The organism is Chryseobacterium sp. JJR-5R (assembly GCF_034047335.1).
In the GTDB taxonomy this organism is placed as follows: Bacteria; Bacteroidota; Bacteroidia; order Flavobacteriales; family Weeksellaceae; genus Chryseobacterium.
On the sequence record NZ_CP139137.1, the window covers coordinates 1688061 to 1708377 of the forward strand.

A 20317-nucleotide genomic window follows, 5' to 3' on the forward strand; every position below is an offset into this window, starting at 1 on the left:
TAAGAAATAAAGAAGATGAAGTACGGACTATTCTTCGGGGACAGCATCACCTATGGCGAGTATGACGGCGTATTCGGGGGCTGGGTGGATATTCTGAAACGGTACGCCTTACAGAAATTCAATGAGGGGAGCAGTGAAAGTGAACTGATTCTTTACAATCTGGGAATCGGAGGGGAAACCACGGAAGGCCTTTTAAAACGGCTGCCACACGAAATGAGCGCCAGGAATGCAGCGGACGGGAACATCGTTTTTCTGGGTTACGGTGCCAATGACCTTGCGGTAAAAGACGGTGTCCAAATGGTAAATAATGAACATTTTAAAAACAATATCGTAAATGCCGTTCAGCATGCGAAACAATATGCTGAAGAAGTCTATCTTGTGAGCATTCTTCCGTTATCCGATAAGGTAGACGGTGCAACGGCAGCTTCAGGAAAACTGAGGACCAATACAGAAGTTCTGTTATATAATCAGATCCTTAAAGGCATAGCAGATAAACATAGTGTACGGTACATTGACTTTCATACACTGTTCTTACCGGACAAAGAAATTTTACTGTCGGGAGACGGCATACATCCCAACGAAAAAGGGTACGGACTGATGGCAGAAACTGCAATTTCCATTATTGAAAAATATTTATAATGCTTATTTATTTTCTTATGGAACCCCGCAGAAAAGGCCTGTTCGGATTGAGCCTTTCGGGAAGGTTTTAAAAGGGGCCGGGATCCTTTAACAGGTTACAGGCTTGAAATGCCGGAAATTTCATTCCGTCCTGAAGTTCTTAGGTAACTGTAAAGATGAAATTAAGGGTATTTTATTTGAGGCTGCAGATGAAGGCATCCTTCAGGCAGACGAGTATGAAGTTGAGGAGTATCAGAGGATTGAAACTATTTTCAGATCCGGCAGAAAGGGATTTGTTCATATAAGCAGATAACAGATTTAAATCAGCTGAAAATATATTTCCAGTAGACCAGAATACCCACAATTACGGAAGAAATGGAAATCAGGAGAACCGCTCCGGCTGAAATATCCTTAATAAAACCGATGCGCATATCAAATTCGGGCTGGATCATATCGCAGATTTTTTCAATTGCCGTATTGAAAATTTCCGCCGCCAGGACAATAAAAGAAACAATCAGGATATAGACGGCATCCGCAGCTGAAAGTTTCAGGTAAAAGACCAGAAAAAGGTTGATCATAAAAGCCAGAAGTTCAATCTGAAAATTCCGTTCACTTTTCATCATCAGGAAAATACCCCGGAAAGCGTTAAGGAAACTTTTATGAATAGCCGGTTTGCGCATTGCTTAATTTTTACAAAGATAATGAGTATTTTAAGGCTAATTATTTTAACGCTTATCTTTGGGCAATATAATACAGTTATGATGAAAAAAACAGGGATTTTTTTAGCCGCTTTACTACCGGTTTTAAGTTTTTCCCAGGATTATCAAACCCGCATTGCCAAAACGACCTGTGAGTGTTTTACCAAAGCCAAAGCAGAAAATCCTGATGCAGAAGCCCTTGAGATCAAGCTGGGGCTCTGTATTATACAGGGCGCACAGCCTTATGCTGCAGAACTTAAAAAAGACTATAACCTGGATATACTTCAGGATCAATCTTCTGAAACCGGGAAACTGGTGGCAGACTGGCTCCTCAAAGAATGCCCGGATACGTTCATTGAGCTTTTTAAGCTTGGAGAAAATGATAAAAATAAAGACAACCCTAATTCAAAATTGCTCATCAGCGGTACGGTTAAAAAAATAGAGAAGAACGGTTTTGTAGTCTTTCACCTGGCCGGTGATAATAAAACTCTCACTAAGCTATATTGGATATTTCCGATAGAATCCAATAAGGACCTGCCGGAGGAATACAGTGCTCTTTTGCATAAAAAAGTGAAGGTAAGCTATTATCCGGGCGAGATTTTTGATACCGGAATTAACGACTACAGGAAAGTAAACATAATCTCAGTGCTGAAAACAGATTAATGATCTTTGTGAAAAACTCCTTTGATTATTTCTTCTTAATCTATTTTGTATTTATTATATTTGTAAAAACTTATTTTTAAATCTATGAAATTTATTATTTCAAGTGGTGAACTGCAGAAAGCTTTGCAAACTGTAAGTGGCGTAATATCAAGTTCTCAGTCGAGACCGATTTTAGAAAACTATCTTTTTGAGTTAGACGGCAATAACGTTACCATTACAGCATCTGATGGCGAAACGACTCTGGTAACCTCTCTTGATGTAAAGTCTGACGACAGCGGCAAATTTGCTGTTCCTGCCAAGATTTTTCAGGATTTCATCAAGACCTACGGAGAACAGCCGCTTACACTGGCGGTGAGAGACAATGCAGAAGGAACGGGAAGTCAGCTTGAGATCTTAGATGAAAAAGATAATTTTGCCGTAGCCCTGGACAACGCAGATGATTACCCGGAACTTCCGGAATTTGATGCTGCCCAGAGTATAACCATGTCGGCAGGTGTTTTGTCTGATGCACTCACCAACACACTTTTTGCAACCAGCAACGATTCGCTTCGCCCGGTAATGACCGGCGTACTGTTCCAGTTCGGAGAAAATGAGACCAATTTCGTTTCTACCGATTCCCACAGGCTGGTAGTCTATAAAAGAACGGACCTGATAAATGCCGAGCCTATGGAATTTATCATGCCCAAAAAACCGCTGAATATTTTCAAAAATATCCTGGCAAGCTCAAATGAAGACGTGACCATCGATTTCAATGAGAACATGGCCAAGTTTACTTTCGGAAAGCATATCTGGATCTGCAGGCTGATTGACGGTAAGTACCCGAACTATACGGCCGTCATTCCTAAAGAAAATCCGAATGTGCTGACCATTAACAGGAACCTGCTGTTAGGCGCTATCAAAAGGGCATCGATCATGTCTAATAAATCAACCAACCAGGTACGGTTTAAGCTGTCTGCCAACATTCTCCACCTTCATGCAGAAGATACGGAATATGCGAACAAAGCAGATATGCAGATCCCCTGTGACTATAACGGGGAAGACATCAATATCGGATTCAGCTCCAAATTTTTAACGGAAATGTTAACCATTCTGGGGTCAGATGATATCACCATGAAAATGTCCCAGCCGAACAGGCCGGGAATTATTGAACCTCTTGACGGTCTTGAAGAAAATGAAAACATCTTAATGCTGTCAATGCCGGTAATCGGGTTATAAATCAGTAGGAAATATAAAATAAAGAAAGAGGTTTTGAGGTTCAGAGCCTCTTTCTGTTTGTCATAAGGCAAGATTCGGATGAGTTAGTTTGCAGGCTTTATGATTGAAGCTGTAATTCAGGTTATGAAAGCCAGTTCATAAAATGGAGTTAAAACCGATTTACCGTCAGATAATGAGCATGCAGGCATGAAAACTATGTGTTTTATAGCCTTTAAAATTTCTCTGTTTCTCAAAAAAACACGACATTTGTAACTCGAAAAATTCAATAAAATTTTCAAAATATATTCAATGAAACCGAAAGGTTCCATCTGTCTAAAAAAATAAATAGAAATTATCAGATGAAAATATCAAACAACTGGCTTAAAGACTTTATCAAAACAGAAATCAAAACAGAAAGAATCGGTGAGTTTCTTACAGATATAGGTCTTGAAGTTGAAGGGATAGAAAAATTTGAAAGTATAAAAGGCAGCCTGGAAGGGATTGTGGTGGGTAAGGTACTTACCTGCGAAAAACATCCGAATGCAGATAAGCTGAAAAAAACAACGGTAGAAGTAGGAAACGGGAAAACACTGCATATCGTTTGCGGGGCACCGAATGTGGAAGCCGGACAAACCGTACCTGTTGCTATTGTAGGAACGAAAATTTATGATAAAGCCGGAAATTTTTTCGAAATCAAAGAAGCCAAGATCAGAGGCGAAGTGTCTCAGGGAATGATCTGCGCAGAAGATGAGCTGGGGCTGAGTGATGACCACGGCGGGATTATGGTGCTGGATGAAGAAAAATTTGAAACCGGTAAAAAATTCGCGGATTATTATGAACTGACGAATGATGAGGTGTTCGAAATCGGTTTAACCCCGAATAGAACGGATGCTATGTCGCATTACGGTGTGGCCCGGGATCTTAACGCTTACCTTTCTACCAACCAGCAGAAAGCCGGATTTGAAAAAGTATCTTCCGTTGCCCTGAGCAGCGAAGGGACTCATGATTTTACGCTTGAAGTTGAAGGTGCTGAACTGTGTCCGAGATATATCGGAGCCGTTATTCAGGAAGTAAAGGTTACCGCTTCCCCGGATTGGCTGAAGGCCAGATTAAAAGCCATCGGGTTAAGCCCGATTAATAATATTGTAGATATCACCAATTATATCCTTCACGGTTACGGACAGCCGCTTCACGCCTTTGATGCAGATAAGATTGCAGACCGGAAAGTGAAAGTGGGAACGGTAGCCGAAGGCACGAAATTCACTACGCTGGACGGGGTGGAAAGAATATTGAACGGTTCCGAAATCATCATCAAGGATGGGAAAGACAGCCCGATGTGTATTGCCGGGGTTTTCGGCGGTGCAGAATCAGGCGTTTCTAGTGAAACAAAAACCATATTTCTGGAAAGTGCGTATTTCAATCCGGTCGCGATTAGAAAAGCAGCCAAGTTCCACGGACTGAATACGGATGCTTCTTTCAGGTTTGAAAGAGGGGTAGACCCGAATATTACCAGAACTGCCATCACCCATGCCATCAAGCTGATCCAGGATCTGGCAGGAGGCAAACTGGCGGGGGAACTGCTGGAAGAATATCCGAAGAAAATAGAAGACAGCTATGTGATCATCAGGTTCTCCAAGATCGAGCAGATTTTAGGCACCAAGATCCACAGGGAAAAAGTAAAGGAAATCCTGAAAGCACTTGATATCCAGGTACTGAATGAAATCCAGAACGGGCTTGAAATTTCTGTTCCGGCATACAGGGCTGATGTGACACGGGAAATTGACGTTATTGAAGAGATTTTGAGGATTTACGGCTATAATAAGATTGACGCGCCGCAGAAGATCTCATTTACCCCGGTAAAATTAAGCGCTCAGGACCAGGACGAACTGGAAAACAACTGGGCAAGGACTTTACAGGGACTCGGCTTCAATGAAGTGATGAACAATTCCCTTACTTCCGTAAAAGACGAAACGGATGCGGTGAAACTGCTGAATCCTTTGAGCAATGACCTTGCCTTTATGAGAAAATCTTTGCTGGAAGGCCTTTTGCAGAATGCCATCTATAATATCAACAGGAAGAACCAGGATATCAAGTTTTTTGAATTCGGAAAAATTTATCATAAAAAAGAAAAATACGAAGAAAGGAAACAGCTTGCTATATTGGTATCCGGAAGGGAGGTAGCAGAAAACTGGCTGCAGCCGAAATCTGCAACGGGATTCTACAATCTGAAAGCATACGTAAAGGTTTTGCTGGAAAAATTAGCCATCGACTGTAAAGAAACTCCGCTGTCGGATGAGAGGTTCTCGGATGCTCTGGCTTATGAAGCAGACGGAAAGGTTTTGGTGAGAATAGGGAAGGTAGCACCTCAGATGCTCAGAGATTTCGATATTGACCAGGAATGTTTTTACGCTGAAATCGAGCTGGAATATGCCCAGAAGCTGCGTTCTCAAAATGAGCTGAAATTCAGGGATATCCCGAAATTCAATAAGATCAGAAGAGATCTGGCATTGCTGATTGATAAAAATATAAATTACCAAGACCTGTACCAGGCAGCCAGAAAAAATAAATCACCTTATCTTAAAGGCATCAGCTTATTTGATGTGTACGAAGGCAAAAACCTTCCTGAAGGCAAGAAATCCTATGCCATGAGCTTTGAGCTTCTTAATGAAGAGAAAACCCTGGAAGAGAAAGAAATTACAGCAGTAATGGACTCTCTGGTCAAATCTTTCCAGAAAGAATTCAGTGCAGAGCTGAGAGGATAATTTTGAATGAATTGAACTGAAATGAACTGATCTTATCAGATCAGATCGGCATTAAAATAAATCAACAGAAAAAACGGGTTTCAGCCCGTTTTTTGTTTTAGTGTCCGTTCGTAAAACCTTGTCACGATTCTGAACCCTGACAAGGGTTAAAAAACAATAAAATCCCCTGAACGCACGTTAAATAAAGAATATTTACGTAAATTTGATTTAAACGAAAGGAAAAATGAAAAATATCTTTTTAAGTATATGTATGGCAGCGGTTTTGGCTTCGTGCGGAACGATGACCGGTTCATCTGCATCGAAAGTAGGTAAGGCCCAGCCGCCTTTAACGGGAACGAAATGGGCACTGTCCGATAATGTAAAAGGAAAAATCCCGACCCTGAATATCGACGGCGAGAAGATCAACGGGAATGCAGGATGCAACAATTATTTTGGGACAGCGAAAGTGGATCCTTCCACCGGTGACTTTTCTGCAGGGCAGATGGGATCTACGAGAATGGCCTGCGATAACATGAGTGTTGAGAAAAACTTTATGGATATGATGGCGAAAGCGAACAAATATGTTCTTACCGGAAGTGTTCTTGAACTGTATCAGGACAATCTCCTGCTGTTGAAATTCAACAGAGCCGAATAAAATAAGTTGATAAAAATATAACAAAAGAACCCAATCAATTGATTTTGATTGGGTTCTTTTGTTTGTATGTCTGGAATTTTATTATTCTGCGTCCTCTTCTTCGTCGTCATATTTAGCCAGCTCTTCATCACACCACTTAAATGCAGCTTCCACTACTTTTGTAGCCTCATCTGCCATGGTCTCTTCATCATCTCCTTCCAGATCATCCAGCCATTCAACTTCTTCTTCCTCAACATTCAGGATAAATCTTGGATATTCAGTATGAACAACGAATAAATCTTCTGGAAATTCCGAATTATCTGCTAATAAAAACTTTGGTAATTTCATTTTTTTTAATGTTTTAACTTTGACCAAAGATAACAAAATTATTGGTATTTGTTCTTGTCGATCTTAATTTTTTGCAAAACTTTATACCTTGTTAATGTTGTCCTTTTTACACTGTCTTCCGGCTTGAATGTAAGGGTAATATGAGGGTTTACAGTACTGATGAGTTCAGCTGTCTGTACCTTATCCAGGTCCTCAGGATTTTCAAGGTAGAACAGCAGCGGGACTTTGTCCAGCTTTTCAGATTGCAGATAATTTTTTATTTCCTTTCTGTTTTTAAGGTAATCTCCTCTGGAAAGCCAGGTGAACAGAAAACCGGACGCAAGGCTTAAAAATCCGATGGCATATACCTTAGTCCCTAACAGCTGAAACAGTTTTTTAAAATACACCAGCCAAACGGGAAAGCTGAAAGGAGCCATCAGGCGGTAATCTATGGCATTGACAGGATAAAAATACTGCACAAAATAAGAACATACGATGCCTGCCACGCTGATAAAAACAAAGAAAAATTCGGAGTCTGAAAGTTTATATTTTATGAAAAGGTAAACCATTACCAAGATATTCAGAAGACCGATGCCGTAAATGGCATAGTTGATCATTCCACCGCCCGGATCAGCAATGTGGATGAACGGATTGAAAGTGGTGCATAAGCCCATGAATAGTTCAGGAAGGAGCTTTGAAGTAGGGTACAGGCCTATCGTAAGCGCATCTTTTATATAATTCACGTTAAAATAATCAATGAAAAAGAACTTATAGGCCACGATAAAAATTCCGCCGGTAATTCCTGACACAATAAAGGTTTTAGAATAGTTTTTCCTCCGGAATACAATCCCGAAAAGCCCGGTTCCGCCAATGATAAACAGAGAACTGTACCTGATGTTGTAAAGTGCGATCAGGCTTAACGAAAGGTAAAAAACAGCTTTTCCTTTTTCCAGCTTTCCGTTGATCACCAGTGATGAAACGTAAAGGAACAGCAGGACAAAAGGCAGGATCAGCGCTTCGCTCATCGTATAGGAAAAAATAGAAAGGAAGCTGAACAGGGCACATAAAACAACTGATTCTTTAAAAAAGAAATTTTTCTTCCAGGTAAAAAACAGGATGAAGAGAAGAGCGGAGATCCCTACCAGCTTGCTTCCCCAGAATTCATCAGCACAGAAAAGGGTAAAGAATTTAATGCTTAAAGGGTATCCTAAAGGCGTGGTAGTATTGTCAATAGTCGGAAAAACATGCGCGAACCGCATATACCGTATCGAATCAGGGTTGGTCCTCCCTTTTTCATTAAGGAGAAAACGCAAAATGGTCATCACTAAAGTAATGATGACCAGGAATATCTGAATGTATTTTTCTTTAAATTTCATTGAGTTAAGCAGCCAGGTGATAGATTTCAGGTCAATGCCCCAAATTTATCACTTAAAAACTACAACTCATCACTTAAAATTATTTTGAAAACATTTTTGCCACTTTTTCCGCTTTTTTGCTTTCAGAATAGTCGTAGAACCCTTCTCCGGATTTTATACCTAATTTTCCGGCCATTACCATGTTGACCAATAGCGGGTTCGGCGCGTATTTAGGATTTTTAAAGCCGTCATACATAACGTTCAGGATAGCCAGGCAGACATCAAGGCCAATAAAATCTGCCAGCTGAAGCGGGCCCATCGGGTGGGCCATTCCCAGTTTCATCACCGTATCGATTTCCTCAACGCCTGCCACGCCGTTGTAGAGTGTTTCAATGGATTCGTTGATCATCGGCATCAGGATCCTGTTGGCCACAAATCCCGGATAATCGTTTACTTCTACGGGCACTTTCCCTAATGTTCTGCTCATCTCATAAACCGCATCAAAAGTTTCTTTGGAAGTAGAGTAGCCTTTGATAATTTCCACCAGCTTCATGATCGGCACCGGGTTCATAAAGTGCATCCCGATCACTTTGTCTGCCCTTTTCGTAGCCGCTGCAATCTTGGTGATGGAAATGGAAGAAGTATTCGTAGCCAGGATACAGTTTTCAGGCGCAAATTCATCCATCTGCCCGAAAATTTTCAGCTTCAGTTCCTGGTTTTCGGTAGCGGCCTCAACAATCAGGTCGGCATTTCCAACCGCATCCTGAAGTGCGGTAAAGGTTTTGATATTTCCTAAAGTTTCCGCCTTTTTTTCTTCCGTAAGGTTTCCCTTTGCAATTATCCTGTCAAGATTGGTAGTAATGGTTTTCAATCCTCTGTCTAAAGCTTCCTGTGACACATCTACCAGGTTTACGGTAAATCCGCTTTGTGCAAAAGTATGTGCAATCCCATTTCCCATGGTTCCTGCTCCGATAACTACAATGTTCTGAATCATTTTCTTATTTAATTAAAATTATTTTTTATAAACCGTTAGATTTCTTGCTTTGGATAGGTCTGCTTTTCTTATCAGTTCAGCCTGATCAAAATTTACCATTCCGTCGCTGTTTTTCTTTCTGGAACTATTCTGGGCATTGATGGTAGCCTTTAGTCCTGTGATAAAACCTGCTTTCTGGGTCTTTGAAAGCTTGTCCGTTCCCACATAAAGATTGTATTCCCCTTCTCTCCCAAGGCCGCTCTGCCTGTAGACTTCCAGTGATTTTATTTTATTTTTCTTTTGGAACTGGGTAAGATAAGCCATCACCGGCTTGTCAGAAGGGGTTCCGCAGCAGATGCTTGCATAGCCGATCTGCAGATAGTTTTCACTTTTCTGTGCAAAAAAGAACGTACTGCCGAATAATGCGGTGGCTATTACTAAATTTTTCATAATAAAATCGGTTTTAAAAATAAGCTTAAAATTTTACTTATTAAAATAATCCCAGACGGTCTTTGAAATATCTGAAATCATCTTACAGTTGACAGTACCCGTTTCCGTTGAATTACTGACTAGTACAGCTATTGCATAATGCCTGCCATCAGGCAAAGTAATGATCGCAATTTCATTTTCAGCGCCCGTTAAGCCCGCATTGTTCTTTCCGGAAGCTCCCGTTTTCCTTGCCGCAGGCGTGTTTTCCAGAAGCTGTCCGATCAGTTTGTTTTTTCCGGTAGAAGTGGAAAGCATAACCTTCATCAGGTAATCCGTAGATTTTTTGGATAATAATTTTCCGTCATAGAATTTTTTCATTACATCAACCGCAGATTTTGCCGTAGTATAATTTTCGTACTGGGCAGTCCAGTCTTTGTGCATTTCCGCTTCGTTATATTTGATCTGAAAACCTTTTACCCCCTTTGAATCCATGAATTTCTGGACGGGTTGTGTACCTCCGAGCAACTGTAATAGAATGTCGCAACCGTTATTGTCACTTTTGGCTACCGTAAACTCCAGGACTTCACTCAATGGCACTTCTGCATTTTTACCGGAATATTTATCGCGGAGCGGCGACCATGTATTTTCCATCAGGTTGGATGCATCCAGTGTTACTTTCCGGTCCAGGGAAAGTTTTCCCTTGTCCACAAAATCCAGTACAGCTGCAGCGATGTGGAACTTGAACACGCTCTGCATAGGCAGTTTTTTACCGGCATTTTTATCGTAGCTGAAACCGTTATCAAAATTCAGTACAGCAATTCCCACAGTCGCATTTTTACCCTTTACAATACGGTCTATTTTCTTTGCCAGTACAGATTGCTGTGCAAATGCAAAAGCTGAAAGCAAAATAAAAATAAGTCCTGTTTTTTTCATAATATCCGTTTAAAAATAAATCCCTTTCAGAAACTAAAAGGGATTTGCAATTTAAGGTTTTTTCTTATTTCACTTCAAAATAATTCAGGTTGACACCGCCAATCTCAAAATAGATGCGGATTTTATTCTCGCCTTTCTTAAAGCTGATTCCTTTTGCCATAATGGTTTTCCAGACTTCATACCCTCCCGTTTTAGGCAGTGTAACAACAGCCAGCTGTTTTCCGGAAGTATCTTCGATCCTTACCTTCGCATCATTGATGCCCGCATAGTTTATGTCAAAAGTGTAAACATTATCTGCTTCAGCATTAATCGTATACTGAAGCCATTCCCCGCTTTCTGTTTTTCCAACATAATATTGATCGTCTTTTGTTTTGTAAATATCCACTCCGTCATTCCTTAACTGGTTTCCGGAGTTCCATTCAGACCTTTTGGCCGGGTCGCTTACCCAGAGGTTGACGAAATCCTTATCCTGGTAAGCAGATCCGATTCTCCCCAGGTCATAATCCGTTGCGGAAATCCTTCCCGGGACCTGATGTTTTTTAAAAGGCTTTGTACTGCCGTCGGTCGTCTGCCTGAACAGGGCATCGATCACGTCATTTTTAATTTCAACATTGCTGAACTTATAATTTTCCGCCATCTGCATCAGTGCTTTTTCCGCGAAGGCTTTTGAAGGTTTTTCGCCTCCGTTTTTCCAGTAATCCAGCAGCTTCTGGTATTCAGGTGTAATTTTTACATTGGTGATGCCGGCAATATTATCGATCTTTTTCATCGGCCAGAAGGCATATCCGATGTTTTGCCTATTCAGGAGTTGCACCAGTTCCGTAAACCAGACATTGGAGTTTTCCCCGGTTTCTCCCAGCCAGACCGGCATGTTGTGCTTTTGCCGGAGATCGAGAACAGATTTCAGTGTCGCATCATCATTATTGTTCCAGTACTTATGAAAACTGAAAACCATATTGCTGTCCCAGATTGGTATCAGTCCGTTATAATTATTTCCCCAAGCATTCCCTTCAATGATGATGATATGTTTTTTGTCAACTTCACGGATGGCCAGGGTAATGTCCTTCTGCAGCTTCCAGAGCGGTACATTCGACATTTCATCCGTACCGTTCGGATTCTTTCCGGTAAAATTGATATTCGGTTCGTTGATCAGGTCATAGCCTCCGATCCACGGTTCATCCTTATACCGTTTCGCCAGTTTTTTCCAGAGGGCCACTGTTTTGTTCCAGTTGTCTTCACTTTCCCAAAGGGACGGTTTCGTTTTGTCGTTGTCGGAAATATTCACGTCATTTCCCTGTCCGCCCGGAGCGGCGTGGAGGTCCAGGATCAGGTATATTTTATTGTCGGCACACCATTTCAGAAGGTCATCGGTCATTTGAAAGCCTTCTTCCAGCCACGTATTTTGTCCTTTCACCGGTTCCTTTTCAATCGGCAATGTATACAGGTTGTAATGCATCGGAAGCCTGATGGAATTAAACCCTGCATTTTTCAGGAAAGCAATGTCCTGTTTGGTAATGCCGTTTTTTAAATAGGCTTTGTAAAAACGTTCCATGCCGTCTTCGCCGGTCAGCTCTGCAATTTTTTGCTTGATTTTATATTGCGGACCTGCAAAATCAGCAGTCTTCAGCATATAGCCTTCCTGCAGCATCCATCCGCCCAGGCCAAGCCCCCTGAGCTGGATATTCTCACCTTTATCATTGATAATTTTCTGGCCGCTTGTTTTTAGCAGCTGTGATGTCCCAAATTGAGACAATAAAAAAGCAGATAATAGGATGGCTCTTTTCATAGATAGATATTATTTGGATGGTAGGGGAATTGTTTCGGGTCTTGTTATTAGATAATCACAAATATATTTAAAATTACCAGATACTTTATCAAAAAATTAAATTCAGATTATATTCCGTGGATAGAACGTTTAAACTGATTCCGGAAAAGAGAAAATAACTAATTTAGCAGGATATTTTTAATTCTATATAAAGATGCTGGAACAATTGGGGAACTTTTCGGATGCAGAAACAGAACTGTTCAATAATAGTTTGCATAAAATATCTTTGGCTAAGAATGAAATTTTAGTTGCGGAAGGAGAAGTTTCAAAATCTGTATATTTCATCGTGAGCGGTTCCTTTTATCAGTTTTTTACCAATCAGGAGCGTGAAGAAAAGGTAATTACAGAGCTGCATGTTGAAAATGAGTGGATGTTTAACGTTGATAGCCTTGTCAGGCAGACACCTTCCAAAACGGCGCTCATATCTTTTGAACCGTCGGAAGTACTGGAATTAACACTGGAACATCTTCATAAACTGATTGCCGTTTCCCAGGAATTCCTTCAGTTCAATAAACTTTTCAACCTGTCGAATCCAAAAACGGTTTTCTATGACAGGAACCTGAATCCAGCTGAAAAATATAATTATATACTGAAAACCAGGCCTCAGCTGCTTCAGGTATTTCCGCTGACGGTCATCGCTTCTTACCTGAAGATTAGGCCTGAGACCTTAAGCCGGGTAAGGGCAAATGTCATTATTTGATTTTGATCAAGTGTTGCTGTGATATATTATATTCATCTTTGAAGAAAAAAAAGATGATAACATCAATTATTCCGAAATTACCGATGCGCAATAAGGAAACAACCAGAAGATTTTATAAAAATTTAGGATTTGAAGCCTTCGGAAACGATTTCCCGGGCTATCTTATGATGAAGAATGAATCGGCAGAAATCCATTTTTTTGAATTCCCGGATTTGGTTCCTGATGAGAACTACGGACAGATTTACATACGCAGTTCAGCTGTAGAAGCACTGTACACCATGTGCCTGGAGGGAAATATTGAAATTCATCCTGCAGGGAGCCTCAGCAGAAAAGCATGGGGACAAAAAGAATTTTCACTCCTTGATCCGGATAAAAATTTACTTACATTCGGACAGCCGTCGGATGACAAATAGCTGATAAAATTAGAAAAATAACCGATTAGCCGATTCTGATTTTATAAACAATAGGAGTTCAATTCTTAAGCCTGTTCCGGATAATTTTTAGATTTTAAAGGTTGAAAAACATACAATTTTGTTAATCACCATCCTTTGCAGGACACCATCAATACATAAGAACGGGGATCAGCCCGTTCTTATTGAATCAATATCTTTAATCTGAAATTAAGAAATCAGTTTCATCACCTCAAGAGCTACTTTCAGTGCTTCCGTGCCGTCTTCCAGTGAAACTTCCACATGCTTGTTTTCAGTAACAGCATCCGCAAAGGAATTCAGTTCGTCCAGAATGGCGTTGTTCGGCTGGATATCAGGATATTCAAACAAGATCTGGTTTTTTTCACCCTCTGCATTTTCAATAATCATATCAAACGGTGTAGGGTGCTCAGGCGCATCTTTCATCCGGATTACTTCTGCTTTCTTGTCCAGGAAATCAACCGAAATGTAGGCATCTTTCTGGAAAAACCGGCTTTTTCTCATCGCTTTCATGGAAATCCTTGACGTGGTCAGGTTCGCCACGCATCCGTTTTCAAACTCAATCCGGGCATTGGCAATATCCGGGGTCTTGCTGACTACGCATACACCGCTTGCATGGATATTTTTTACTTTGGATTTCACGATGCTCAGTAAAATATCGAGATCATGGATCATCAGGTCCAGAACCACCGAAACATCCGTTCCGCGGGGGTTGAATTCAGCCAGCCTGTGGATTTCGATAAACATCGGGTTCTGGATGTATTCTTTAGCCCCGATAAAGGCGGGATTATATCTTTCCACATGGCCAACCTGTGCTTTGATCTTGTTTTCCTGGCATTTCCGAAGGATTTCTTCAGCCTGTTCCAAAGTCTGGGTCACCGGCTTCTCAATAAAAAAATGAAGCCCTTTCTCAATTGCTTTCAAAGCATAATCGTAATGGTAAAGGGTCGGCGTAACGATATCCAGCACATCAATCTGATCCAGGAGATCATCAAAATTTTCAAAATACGGATACCCGAACTCGGCTTCCAGTTTTCTGCCGTTCTCTGCATCCTTGTCATGAAAACCGATGAATTCATATTTATCCGACTGATTCAGAAGCCTTAAATGGATCTTCCCTAAATGTCCTGCTCCTACCAAACCTGCTTTTAACATAGCTGTATTAAATTTTTGTAAATATAATAAATTTAAGGGTTCACAGAGAGATGATAGGTTTTAGGTTGACCGGTACCGATTGTTTTTTTACTTTTGCACAAACTGCTGCTGCAATCTAATACCAGTTATCCCATGACGAATGATTCGTTTGTACATAAAGGAAAAAGAAAAATTTTAGTTGATTATCTCCGGAACAGGATCGGAATTTCAGATGAATATGTGCTTTCTGCCATAAACCAGGTTCCGAGACACCTTTTTATTGAAAGCATTTTTGAGGATTTCGCATATGAAGACCGGGCCTTCCCGATCCTTGCCCATCAGACGATCTCGCATCCATCCACGGTAGCGGAACAGTCTGAGCTCCTGCAGGTGAGCGAAGGTGATAAAGTCCTTGAAATAGGCACCGGCTGCGGATACCAGACGGCAGTTCTGCTGGCGATGAAAGCCTTGGTGTACACCGTGGAACGGCAAAAGGACCTTTTCGATTTTTCCAAGAAAAAATTCCGTGAAATGCATCTGTACCCGAAATTCCAAAGCTTCGGGGACGGTTTTGCCGGCCTTCCGACCTTTGCTCCTTTTGACAGAATCATCGTGACCTGCGGTGCTTCCGTTTTACCCACAGAGCTTTTAAAGCAGCTGAAAGTAGGCGGCAAAATGGTAATTCCTTTGGGCCCGACCGATGAACAGGTGCTGTACCGCTTCACCAAAATTTCCCCGACCGAGTTTGAAAAAGAGGAATTCGGAGCTTACAAGTTTGTTCCGATGCTGGGGAATACAAACCAATAGCTGTTTATTAAGGCAGCAGTGACAGGAATTCCCCTCCTTTGGAGGTGTGGATTCGGCCGGAGGCCGGAGACGGGGTGGTTTAAAACACCATATAAGATGAGATTAATAAAAATATTACATTCTTATAACCTCCCCATCAAAAATTCCTTCAGAATTTCCGCCACCCCTCCGGAGGAGGGGAATTCTTACACCGGGAATTTTTTATGTTTAGTTGCATTATATTTTCTAATTTGAATATCTTTAAAACATCAAAAATTAGAACTTAAACTGAACTTTTATACAGCCATATGACTTTCCAGGAACAGATACAGCAGGGCATTCCAAGCCATTTACCACAGGCCAAACCATACGATACACACATCAACCACGCCCCGAAACGAAAAGAGATTTTAGGGGAGGAAGAGAAAAAATTAGCGCTAAAGAATGCGTTACGGTATTTTGAGCCTCAGTTCCATGCGGAGCTGCTGCCGGAATTCAGGGAAGAATTAGAAACATACGGCAGGATTTACATGTACCGGTTCCGTCCGGACTATGAAATGAAGGCCAGGTCGATTTCAGAATATCCGGGAAAATCTGAACAGGCCAAAGCCATCATGCTGATGATCCAGAACAACCTGGATTATGCCGTGGCACAGCATCCGCACGAACTGATTACCTATGGCGGAAACGGTGCCGTATTTTCCAACTGGGCACAGTATCTCCTGACAATGAAGTACCTGTCTGAAATGACGGATGAACAGACCTTAACCATGTATTCCGGCCACCCGATGGGACTGTTCCCGTCCCACAAAGACGCACCGAGAGTAGTGGTTACGAACGGGATGGTGATCCCGAATTATTCTAGGCCGGATGACTGGGAGAAGTTCAATGCATTGGGTGTTTCGCAGTACGGACAGATGACAGCGGGAAGCTATATGTACATCGGCCCGCAGGGTATTGTCCACGGGACAACCATTACCGTCCTCAATGCTTTCAGGAAAATCAATAAAGAACCGAAGGGCGGACTGTTCGTTACTTCCGGACTCGGAGGAATGAGCGGTGCGCAGCCGAAAGCCGGAAATATCGCGGGCTGCGTTACGGTATGTGCGGAAGTGAATCCGAAGATTACCAAAATCCGCCATGAACAGCAGTGGGTGAATGAAATCCATGAAAATCTTGACCAGCTGGTGGAAAGAGTAAGGAAAGCGCAGGAAAACAAGGAAACGGTTTCCCTGGCGTATCTTGGAAATATTGTTGAGGTCTGGGAGAAATTTGATCGGGAAAATGTTAGGATCGATATCGGTTCAGACCAGACGTCGCTGCACAACCCTTGGGCGGGAGGTTATTATCCGGCCGGGCAGAGCTTTGAGGAATCCAACACCATGATGGCGGAAAACCCTGAATTATTCAGGGAAAAAGTTCAGGAAACGTTGAGAAGACATGCCGCAGCCATCAATACACATACGGAAAAAGGAACCTATTTCTTCGATTACGGAAATGCGTTCTTACTGGAAGCATCGAGGGCCGGGGCAGATGTAATGTCTGACAATCCTACCCTGGGAAGAGAATTCAAGTTCCCAAGCTATGTTCAGGATATTATGGGACCGATGTGTTTTGATTACGGTTTCGGTCCGTTCCGTTGGGTATGCACCAGCGGGATGCCGGAAGACTTACAGAAAACCGATGAAATTGCCTGTCAGGTTTTAGAGGAAATGATTAAAAATTCTCCCGAGGAAATCCGGCAGCAGATGAAGGATAACATCCAATGGATTAAAGGGGCACGGGAAAATAAGCTGGTGGTAGGTTCACAGGCAAGGATTTTATATGCCGATGCCGAAGGAAGAATGAAAATCGCCGAAGCCTTTAACAAAGCGATTAAAAACGGCGAGATCGGGGCGGTAGTCCTGGGACGGGACCATCATGATGTTTCAGGGACGGATTCGCCGTACCGGGAGACGTCCAATATTTACGACGGTTCCCAGTTTACCGCTGATATGGCCATTCACAATGTCATCGGCGACAGTTTCCGCGGGGCCACCTGGGTTTCCATCCACAACGGCGGCGGCGTAGGCTGGGGCGAGGTCATCAACGGCGGTTTCGGGATGCTGCTGGACGGAAGCGGTGATGCCGACCGGAGATTAAAATCCATGCTGTTCTGGGACGTGAATAACGGAATCTCCCGACGAAGCTGGGCCCGGAATGAAGGTGCTATTTTTGCGATTAAAAGAGCCATGGAAGCAGAACCGAACCTGAAAGTGACATTGCCGAATTTTGTGGATGAAAGTTTATTTTAATTTGAAAATTAATTAATTTGAAAATGGAAATTCACCATCAGTTTACAAGTATGTACTTTCTGCTTTTGTTGACAGTTTTTATTGTAATTAATCTTGTCATCTTAAGGTTTAAAAAACAAAATTGGAAAGTTTTATTAGATTGGAAAGTGATGGCGTTAGCTTTTGTCATTACGTTTTTGGGACTGTTATATTCTGAATCTTCAAAATCAGAGGATTGGCTTACTGAAACTTATGGCTTTCCAAAATATTTTTATTTTAAAAAATCTTCTTTAGGAAAAGATGCTTTTATGGATTGGGGAATTGTACGGTTTGATTATATAAACTTCCTGCAAAATTTTATTTTCATTTTTCTTTTGGCAGACATTTTTAAACTCCTGTTAAAAAGAAGTTTAAAAAAATAAAACATTTCCAGAGCAATGGAAGCAGAACCTAATTTTATGGATGAAAATTTGTTTTAAAAACTGTTTAGATAATAAAAACCTGCTGTGAGGCAGGTTTGTTTTTTATGATAGCGCGGATTTATAACCGTGCTTTATTTTTGTTCTTGCTCACGGATTGCAAATCCGCGAAATCAGAGACTGACGAATTGATGAACTAAAGGGCAAATGTTCATGCACCGTCACTTCGAGTAGCTTTGCAAAAGCGTATCGAGAAGTTGTTGAATTAAAGATCTGAAGTTCATCGGTTCCCGATACATTTTTCTGCGTTTCATTACGAAAAACACTTGAACTGACGGATTGATCACTACAGGAACGAATTTGAAATCATAAGACAAAATATAATAAAAAAAACCTGCTGTAAGGCAGGTTTTAGATTATTTATTTGATATTATTTTTTCAAGCTTCTCAATCATTTCATTTTTTTCCTTAAGCATACGTTCATATAAAGCAATTTTTTCATCATATAGTTCAACCACTTTATCCAGTGGATGGAATGATGGAGAATTATTAATGACACTGGCAAATTGTGGACTTGAATGGTCGTGATTATTAAAGGTATTTGAAATTATATTTATGGCTGCCTCTGCATCAAAATTCTGAAAAGCCTCAACCGGTATTTTCATAATTTGTGATATTTTTTGCAGCAGATTTTCTTCAATCACTTCTTTCTGCTCCAGTATTGATATTTTCTTCTGGGTCCATTCTTCACCCAGATCAAAAGCCAGTGCGTCCTGCTTGATGCCAAGCATCTCCCGAAATCTTTTGAGGTTGCGTCCCTGATGTACTTTTTGTTCCATTATTGGTGTTTGTTTTATTTTGAGGAGTAAATGTAGAAAATATTGAGGGATTGGGCAAGGGTGATACTAATTACAGATTACATTCGATACCATTGAGACGTTAACAATAGAATTTCCCGGTGAAGCTGGGCAAGAAGTGAAGGTGCTATTTTCGCTATCAAAAGAGTGTTGAAATCGAACCGAATTTTATAGAAAAGAGTTTGTTTAAAACTTTTGGAAATGGAAAAACCTGCTGTGAGGCAGGCTTTTTATGATATTGTGTACTTGCAATTATTTAAAGCAATTCTGTTTTTATAGTGATTATCTGTTGAATTTCGCCGTTTTCGATTTGCATACGAAGATTATCAATATTAAAATTTGAAGCGCCAGAAATTGAAACATTTTCCATTGAATCAGTAGGTCCTTCAATTTTTAAATCGTCAACTAGTTTAATAATTTGTCTATCTAATGAGCGTTCTACTAATGTTAAGTCTTTTGTAAAAGAATGGGGATATTTTGACGAAATTTCTGAAGTAAATAAGCGCAATAAATTTTCAGGAAAGTGATCTTCTGCAAAATCTTCAGGATTTATAACACCTGTAGTATTTTCTCTGTAAAGAGTATTCAAGGCTGATTTTAAACCTTTTTTATCATCAAAGCTAACTACATGTGATTCGATAAATCTAAAAATATCATCTTTGAAGTTCTTAGTTATAAGTTTATCATTGGAACTGGTTGTAAATCCTAAAAAATCATTGTAAAAATATTCTGCTAAATCTTTTTTTCCATTACTGAAATTATCGTCATACATATAACATGAATGCCTATCGTTAGGAGATCTTGATTGATTACGATCTTCAATTATAAATCCTATTTTGTAGAAATCTTTTGCTGGGGATAGAAAAAGATCATTTACTAATTCTATCAATTTCTGATTATTAGATTCTTTCATAGTAAATGCTTCCTGTAATTCAGCTTTAATTACTAAAACAAAGTGTTTAGAATTAATATTTCCTTCAACAATCAATAGAAGACCTGCAGGAATTGTTTTTTTACTATGACTTAAAGCTAATAAGTCAGCAATGTTCTTAGAAATTTCCAAGAATTCTTCAGAATTACAATTTTTTAATTTTTTAGAATAATGATAAAAAGAGTTATCATCACTTTTAAAAATTTCCAATTTGAAAAATCTTTTTGTTTTAGAAAAGGCTGTTGTAATTCTTCTTTTTAAAGTTGCCAATTCTCTTTCACCAAAACTAAAGAGGTTTTCTGAATATTCTGCAATTCCATATTCTGCATCTCCTTCTTTTTTATGTACGCGATGAATAATAATTCGATTAATTTCGAGTGAGTCAGTATCAATCATAGT

At 40.5% G+C, this 20317-nt stretch carries 20 protein-coding genes; 10 read left to right on the top strand and 10 right to left on the bottom strand.

The features are described from left to right. Positions 1–15: 15 nt before the first annotated feature. Positions 16–639: an SGNH/GDSL hydrolase family protein gene (locus SD427_RS07710; RefSeq protein WP_320560694.1), complete on the top strand. Its 624-nt coding sequence runs from the start codon at positions 16–18 to the stop codon at positions 637–639. Positions 640–941: 302 nt separating this feature from the next. Here SD427_RS07710 and SD427_RS07715 read toward each other — a convergent pair whose 3' ends face one another. Then, a complete protein-coding gene (locus tag SD427_RS07715) occupies positions 942–1298 on the bottom strand; it encodes a diacylglycerol kinase family protein (protein WP_320560695.1) in 357 nt (118 codons plus the stop codon). 78 nt (positions 1299–1376) lie between these two features. Here SD427_RS07715 and SD427_RS07720 point away from each other — a divergent pair, with 78 nt between their 5' ends. The 4 genes from SD427_RS07720 to SD427_RS07735 all read left to right on the top strand — a co-directional run bounded on the left by SD427_RS07720 (position 1377) and on the right by SD427_RS07735 (position 6569). Then, positions 1377–1979 carry a hypothetical protein gene (locus SD427_RS07720; RefSeq protein WP_320560696.1) on the top strand — a complete coding sequence of 201 codons (603 nt, stop codon included), beginning with the start codon at positions 1377–1379 and terminating at the stop codon, positions 1977–1979. 84 nt (positions 1980–2063) lie between these two features. Continuing rightward, entirely contained in the window at positions 2064–3194 is a 1131-nt protein-coding gene (dnaN, locus tag SD427_RS07725) for a DNA polymerase III subunit beta (protein WP_320560697.1), read from the top strand. Between the two features lie 338 nt (positions 3195–3532). Then, the gene (gene pheT, locus SD427_RS07730; protein WP_320560698.1) at positions 3533–5935 is read left to right on the top strand and encodes a phenylalanine--tRNA ligase subunit beta; all 2403 of its coding nucleotides are present in this window, start codon (positions 3533–3535) and stop codon (positions 5933–5935) included. A 223-nt stretch (positions 5936–6158) separates the two neighbouring features. Further along, positions 6159–6569, top strand: a complete 411-nt coding sequence (locus SD427_RS07735; protein ID WP_320560699.1) for an META domain-containing protein — start codon at positions 6159–6161, stop codon at positions 6567–6569. Positions 6570–6650: 81 nt separating this feature from the next. Here SD427_RS07735 and SD427_RS07740 read toward each other — a convergent pair whose 3' ends face one another. From SD427_RS07740 to SD427_RS07765, 6 genes are all read right to left on the bottom strand, one after another. Then, positions 6651–6896, bottom strand: a complete 246-nt coding sequence (locus tag SD427_RS07740; protein WP_320560700.1) for a hypothetical protein — start codon at positions 6894–6896, stop codon at positions 6651–6653. 38 nt (positions 6897–6934) lie between these two features. Further along, the gene (locus tag SD427_RS07745) at positions 6935–8251 is read right to left on the bottom strand and encodes a hypothetical protein (RefSeq protein ID WP_320560701.1); all 1317 of its coding nucleotides are present in this window, start codon (positions 8249–8251) and stop codon (positions 6935–6937) included. A 79-nt stretch (positions 8252–8330) separates the two neighbouring features. Then, complete coding sequence (locus tag SD427_RS07750; protein ID WP_320561032.1) at positions 8331–9221, bottom strand: 3-hydroxybutyryl-CoA dehydrogenase; 891 nt, start codon at positions 9219–9221, stop codon at positions 8331–8333. 21 nt (positions 9222–9242) lie between these two features. Next, positions 9243–9653, bottom strand: coding sequence for a hypothetical protein (locus tag SD427_RS07755; RefSeq protein ID WP_320560702.1), 411 nt, complete (start codon positions 9651–9653; stop codon positions 9243–9245). A gap of 33 nt (positions 9654–9686) precedes the next feature. Next, on the bottom strand, positions 9687–10565 hold the full coding sequence (gene bla-A, locus SD427_RS07760) for a CGA/CIA family class A beta-lactamase (protein WP_320560703.1): 879 nt from the start codon (positions 10563–10565) through the stop codon (positions 9687–9689). 64 nt (positions 10566–10629) lie between these two features. Beyond that, positions 10630–12351, bottom strand: a complete 1722-nt coding sequence (locus SD427_RS07765; protein ID WP_320560704.1) for a cellulase family glycosylhydrolase — start codon at positions 12349–12351, stop codon at positions 10630–10632. Positions 12352–12544: 193 nt separating this feature from the next. Between SD427_RS07765 and SD427_RS07770 the strand changes: the two genes are divergently transcribed. Together SD427_RS07770 and SD427_RS07775 are read left to right on the top strand one after the other, a co-directional pair. Next, positions 12545–13090, top strand: a complete 546-nt coding sequence (locus SD427_RS07770) for a Crp/Fnr family transcriptional regulator (protein ID WP_320560705.1) — start codon at positions 12545–12547, stop codon at positions 13088–13090. A gap of 53 nt (positions 13091–13143) precedes the next feature. Next, the gene (locus SD427_RS07775) at positions 13144–13503 is read left to right on the top strand and encodes a VOC family protein (RefSeq protein WP_320560706.1); all 360 of its coding nucleotides are present in this window, start codon (positions 13144–13146) and stop codon (positions 13501–13503) included. Positions 13504–13710: 207 nt separating this feature from the next. Here the strand turns inward: SD427_RS07775 and SD427_RS07780 are convergent, their stop codons facing one another. Then, positions 13711–14673, bottom strand: coding sequence for a Gfo/Idh/MocA family oxidoreductase (locus SD427_RS07780; RefSeq protein ID WP_320560707.1), 963 nt, complete (start codon positions 14671–14673; stop codon positions 13711–13713). 132 nt (positions 14674–14805) lie between these two features. On the opposite strand from SD427_RS07780, the gene SD427_RS07785 reads away from it, so the two are divergent. The 3 genes from SD427_RS07785 (at position 14806) to SD427_RS07795 (ending at position 18133) form a co-directional block, all read left to right on the top strand. Further along, entirely contained in the window at positions 14806–15459 is a 654-nt protein-coding gene (locus tag SD427_RS07785; protein ID WP_320560708.1) for a protein-L-isoaspartate(D-aspartate) O-methyltransferase, read from the top strand. Positions 15460–15746: 287 nt separating this feature from the next. Next, entirely contained in the window at positions 15747–17732 is a 1986-nt protein-coding gene (locus SD427_RS07790; protein WP_320560709.1) for a urocanate hydratase, read from the top strand. Positions 17733–17755: 23 nt separating this feature from the next. Beyond that, positions 17756–18133, top strand: coding sequence for a hypothetical protein (locus SD427_RS07795; protein ID WP_320560710.1), 378 nt, complete (start codon positions 17756–17758; stop codon positions 18131–18133). A 413-nt stretch (positions 18134–18546) separates the two neighbouring features. On the opposite strand, the gene SD427_RS07800 is transcribed toward SD427_RS07795, so the two are convergent. Beyond that, complete coding sequence (locus SD427_RS07800) at positions 18547–18969, bottom strand: helix-turn-helix transcriptional regulator (protein ID WP_320560711.1); 423 nt, start codon at positions 18967–18969, stop codon at positions 18547–18549. A 274-nt stretch (positions 18970–19243) separates the two neighbouring features. Beyond that, a complete protein-coding gene (locus SD427_RS07805; RefSeq protein WP_320560712.1) occupies positions 19244–20314 on the bottom strand; it encodes a nucleoid-associated protein in 1071 nt (356 codons plus the stop codon). Positions 20315–20317: the final 3 nt, after the last annotated feature.

Excerpts from the sequence above, each read along its gene's own strand:
- SD427_RS07710 (WP_320560694.1), top strand. The coding sequence starts at position 16 with ATGAAGTACGGACTATTCTTCGGGGACAGCATCACCTATGGCGAGTAT.
- SD427_RS07715 (WP_320560695.1), bottom strand. The coding sequence starts at position 1,298 with ATGCGCAAACCGGCTATTCATAAAAGTTTCCTTAACGCTTTCCGGGGT.
- SD427_RS07720 (WP_320560696.1), top strand. The coding sequence starts at position 1,377 with ATGATGAAAAAAACAGGGATTTTTTTAGCCGCTTTACTACCGGTTTTA.
- dnaN (WP_320560697.1), top strand. The coding sequence starts at position 2,064 with ATGAAATTTATTATTTCAAGTGGTGAACTGCAGAAAGCTTTGCAAACT.
- pheT (WP_320560698.1), top strand. The coding sequence starts at position 3,533 with ATGAAAATATCAAACAACTGGCTTAAAGACTTTATCAAAACAGAAATC.
- SD427_RS07735 (WP_320560699.1), top strand. The coding sequence starts at position 6,159 with ATGAAAAATATCTTTTTAAGTATATGTATGGCAGCGGTTTTGGCTTCG.
- SD427_RS07740 (WP_320560700.1), bottom strand. The coding sequence starts at position 6,896 with ATGAAATTACCAAAGTTTTTATTAGCAGATAATTCGGAATTTCCAGAA.
- SD427_RS07745 (WP_320560701.1), bottom strand. The coding sequence starts at position 8,251 with ATGAAATTTAAAGAAAAATACATTCAGATATTCCTGGTCATCATTACT.
- SD427_RS07755 (WP_320560702.1), bottom strand. The coding sequence starts at position 9,653 with ATGAAAAATTTAGTAATAGCCACCGCATTATTCGGCAGTACGTTCTTT.
- bla-A (WP_320560703.1), bottom strand. The coding sequence starts at position 10,565 with ATGAAAAAAACAGGACTTATTTTTATTTTGCTTTCAGCTTTTGCATTT.
- SD427_RS07765 (WP_320560704.1), bottom strand. The coding sequence starts at position 12,351 with ATGAAAAGAGCCATCCTATTATCTGCTTTTTTATTGTCTCAATTTGGG.
- SD427_RS07770 (WP_320560705.1), top strand. The coding sequence starts at position 12,545 with ATGCTGGAACAATTGGGGAACTTTTCGGATGCAGAAACAGAACTGTTC.
- SD427_RS07775 (WP_320560706.1), top strand. The coding sequence starts at position 13,144 with ATGATAACATCAATTATTCCGAAATTACCGATGCGCAATAAGGAAACA.
- SD427_RS07780 (WP_320560707.1), bottom strand. The coding sequence starts at position 14,673 with ATGTTAAAAGCAGGTTTGGTAGGAGCAGGACATTTAGGGAAGATCCAT.
- SD427_RS07785 (WP_320560708.1), top strand. The coding sequence starts at position 14,806 with ATGACGAATGATTCGTTTGTACATAAAGGAAAAAGAAAAATTTTAGTT.
- SD427_RS07790 (WP_320560709.1), top strand. The coding sequence starts at position 15,747 with ATGACTTTCCAGGAACAGATACAGCAGGGCATTCCAAGCCATTTACCA.
- SD427_RS07795 (WP_320560710.1), top strand. The coding sequence starts at position 17,756 with ATGGAAATTCACCATCAGTTTACAAGTATGTACTTTCTGCTTTTGTTG.
- SD427_RS07800 (WP_320560711.1), bottom strand. The coding sequence starts at position 18,969 with ATGGAACAAAAAGTACATCAGGGACGCAACCTCAAAAGATTTCGGGAG.
- SD427_RS07805 (WP_320560712.1), bottom strand. The coding sequence starts at position 20,314 with ATGATTGATACTGACTCACTCGAAATTAATCGAATTATTATTCATCGC.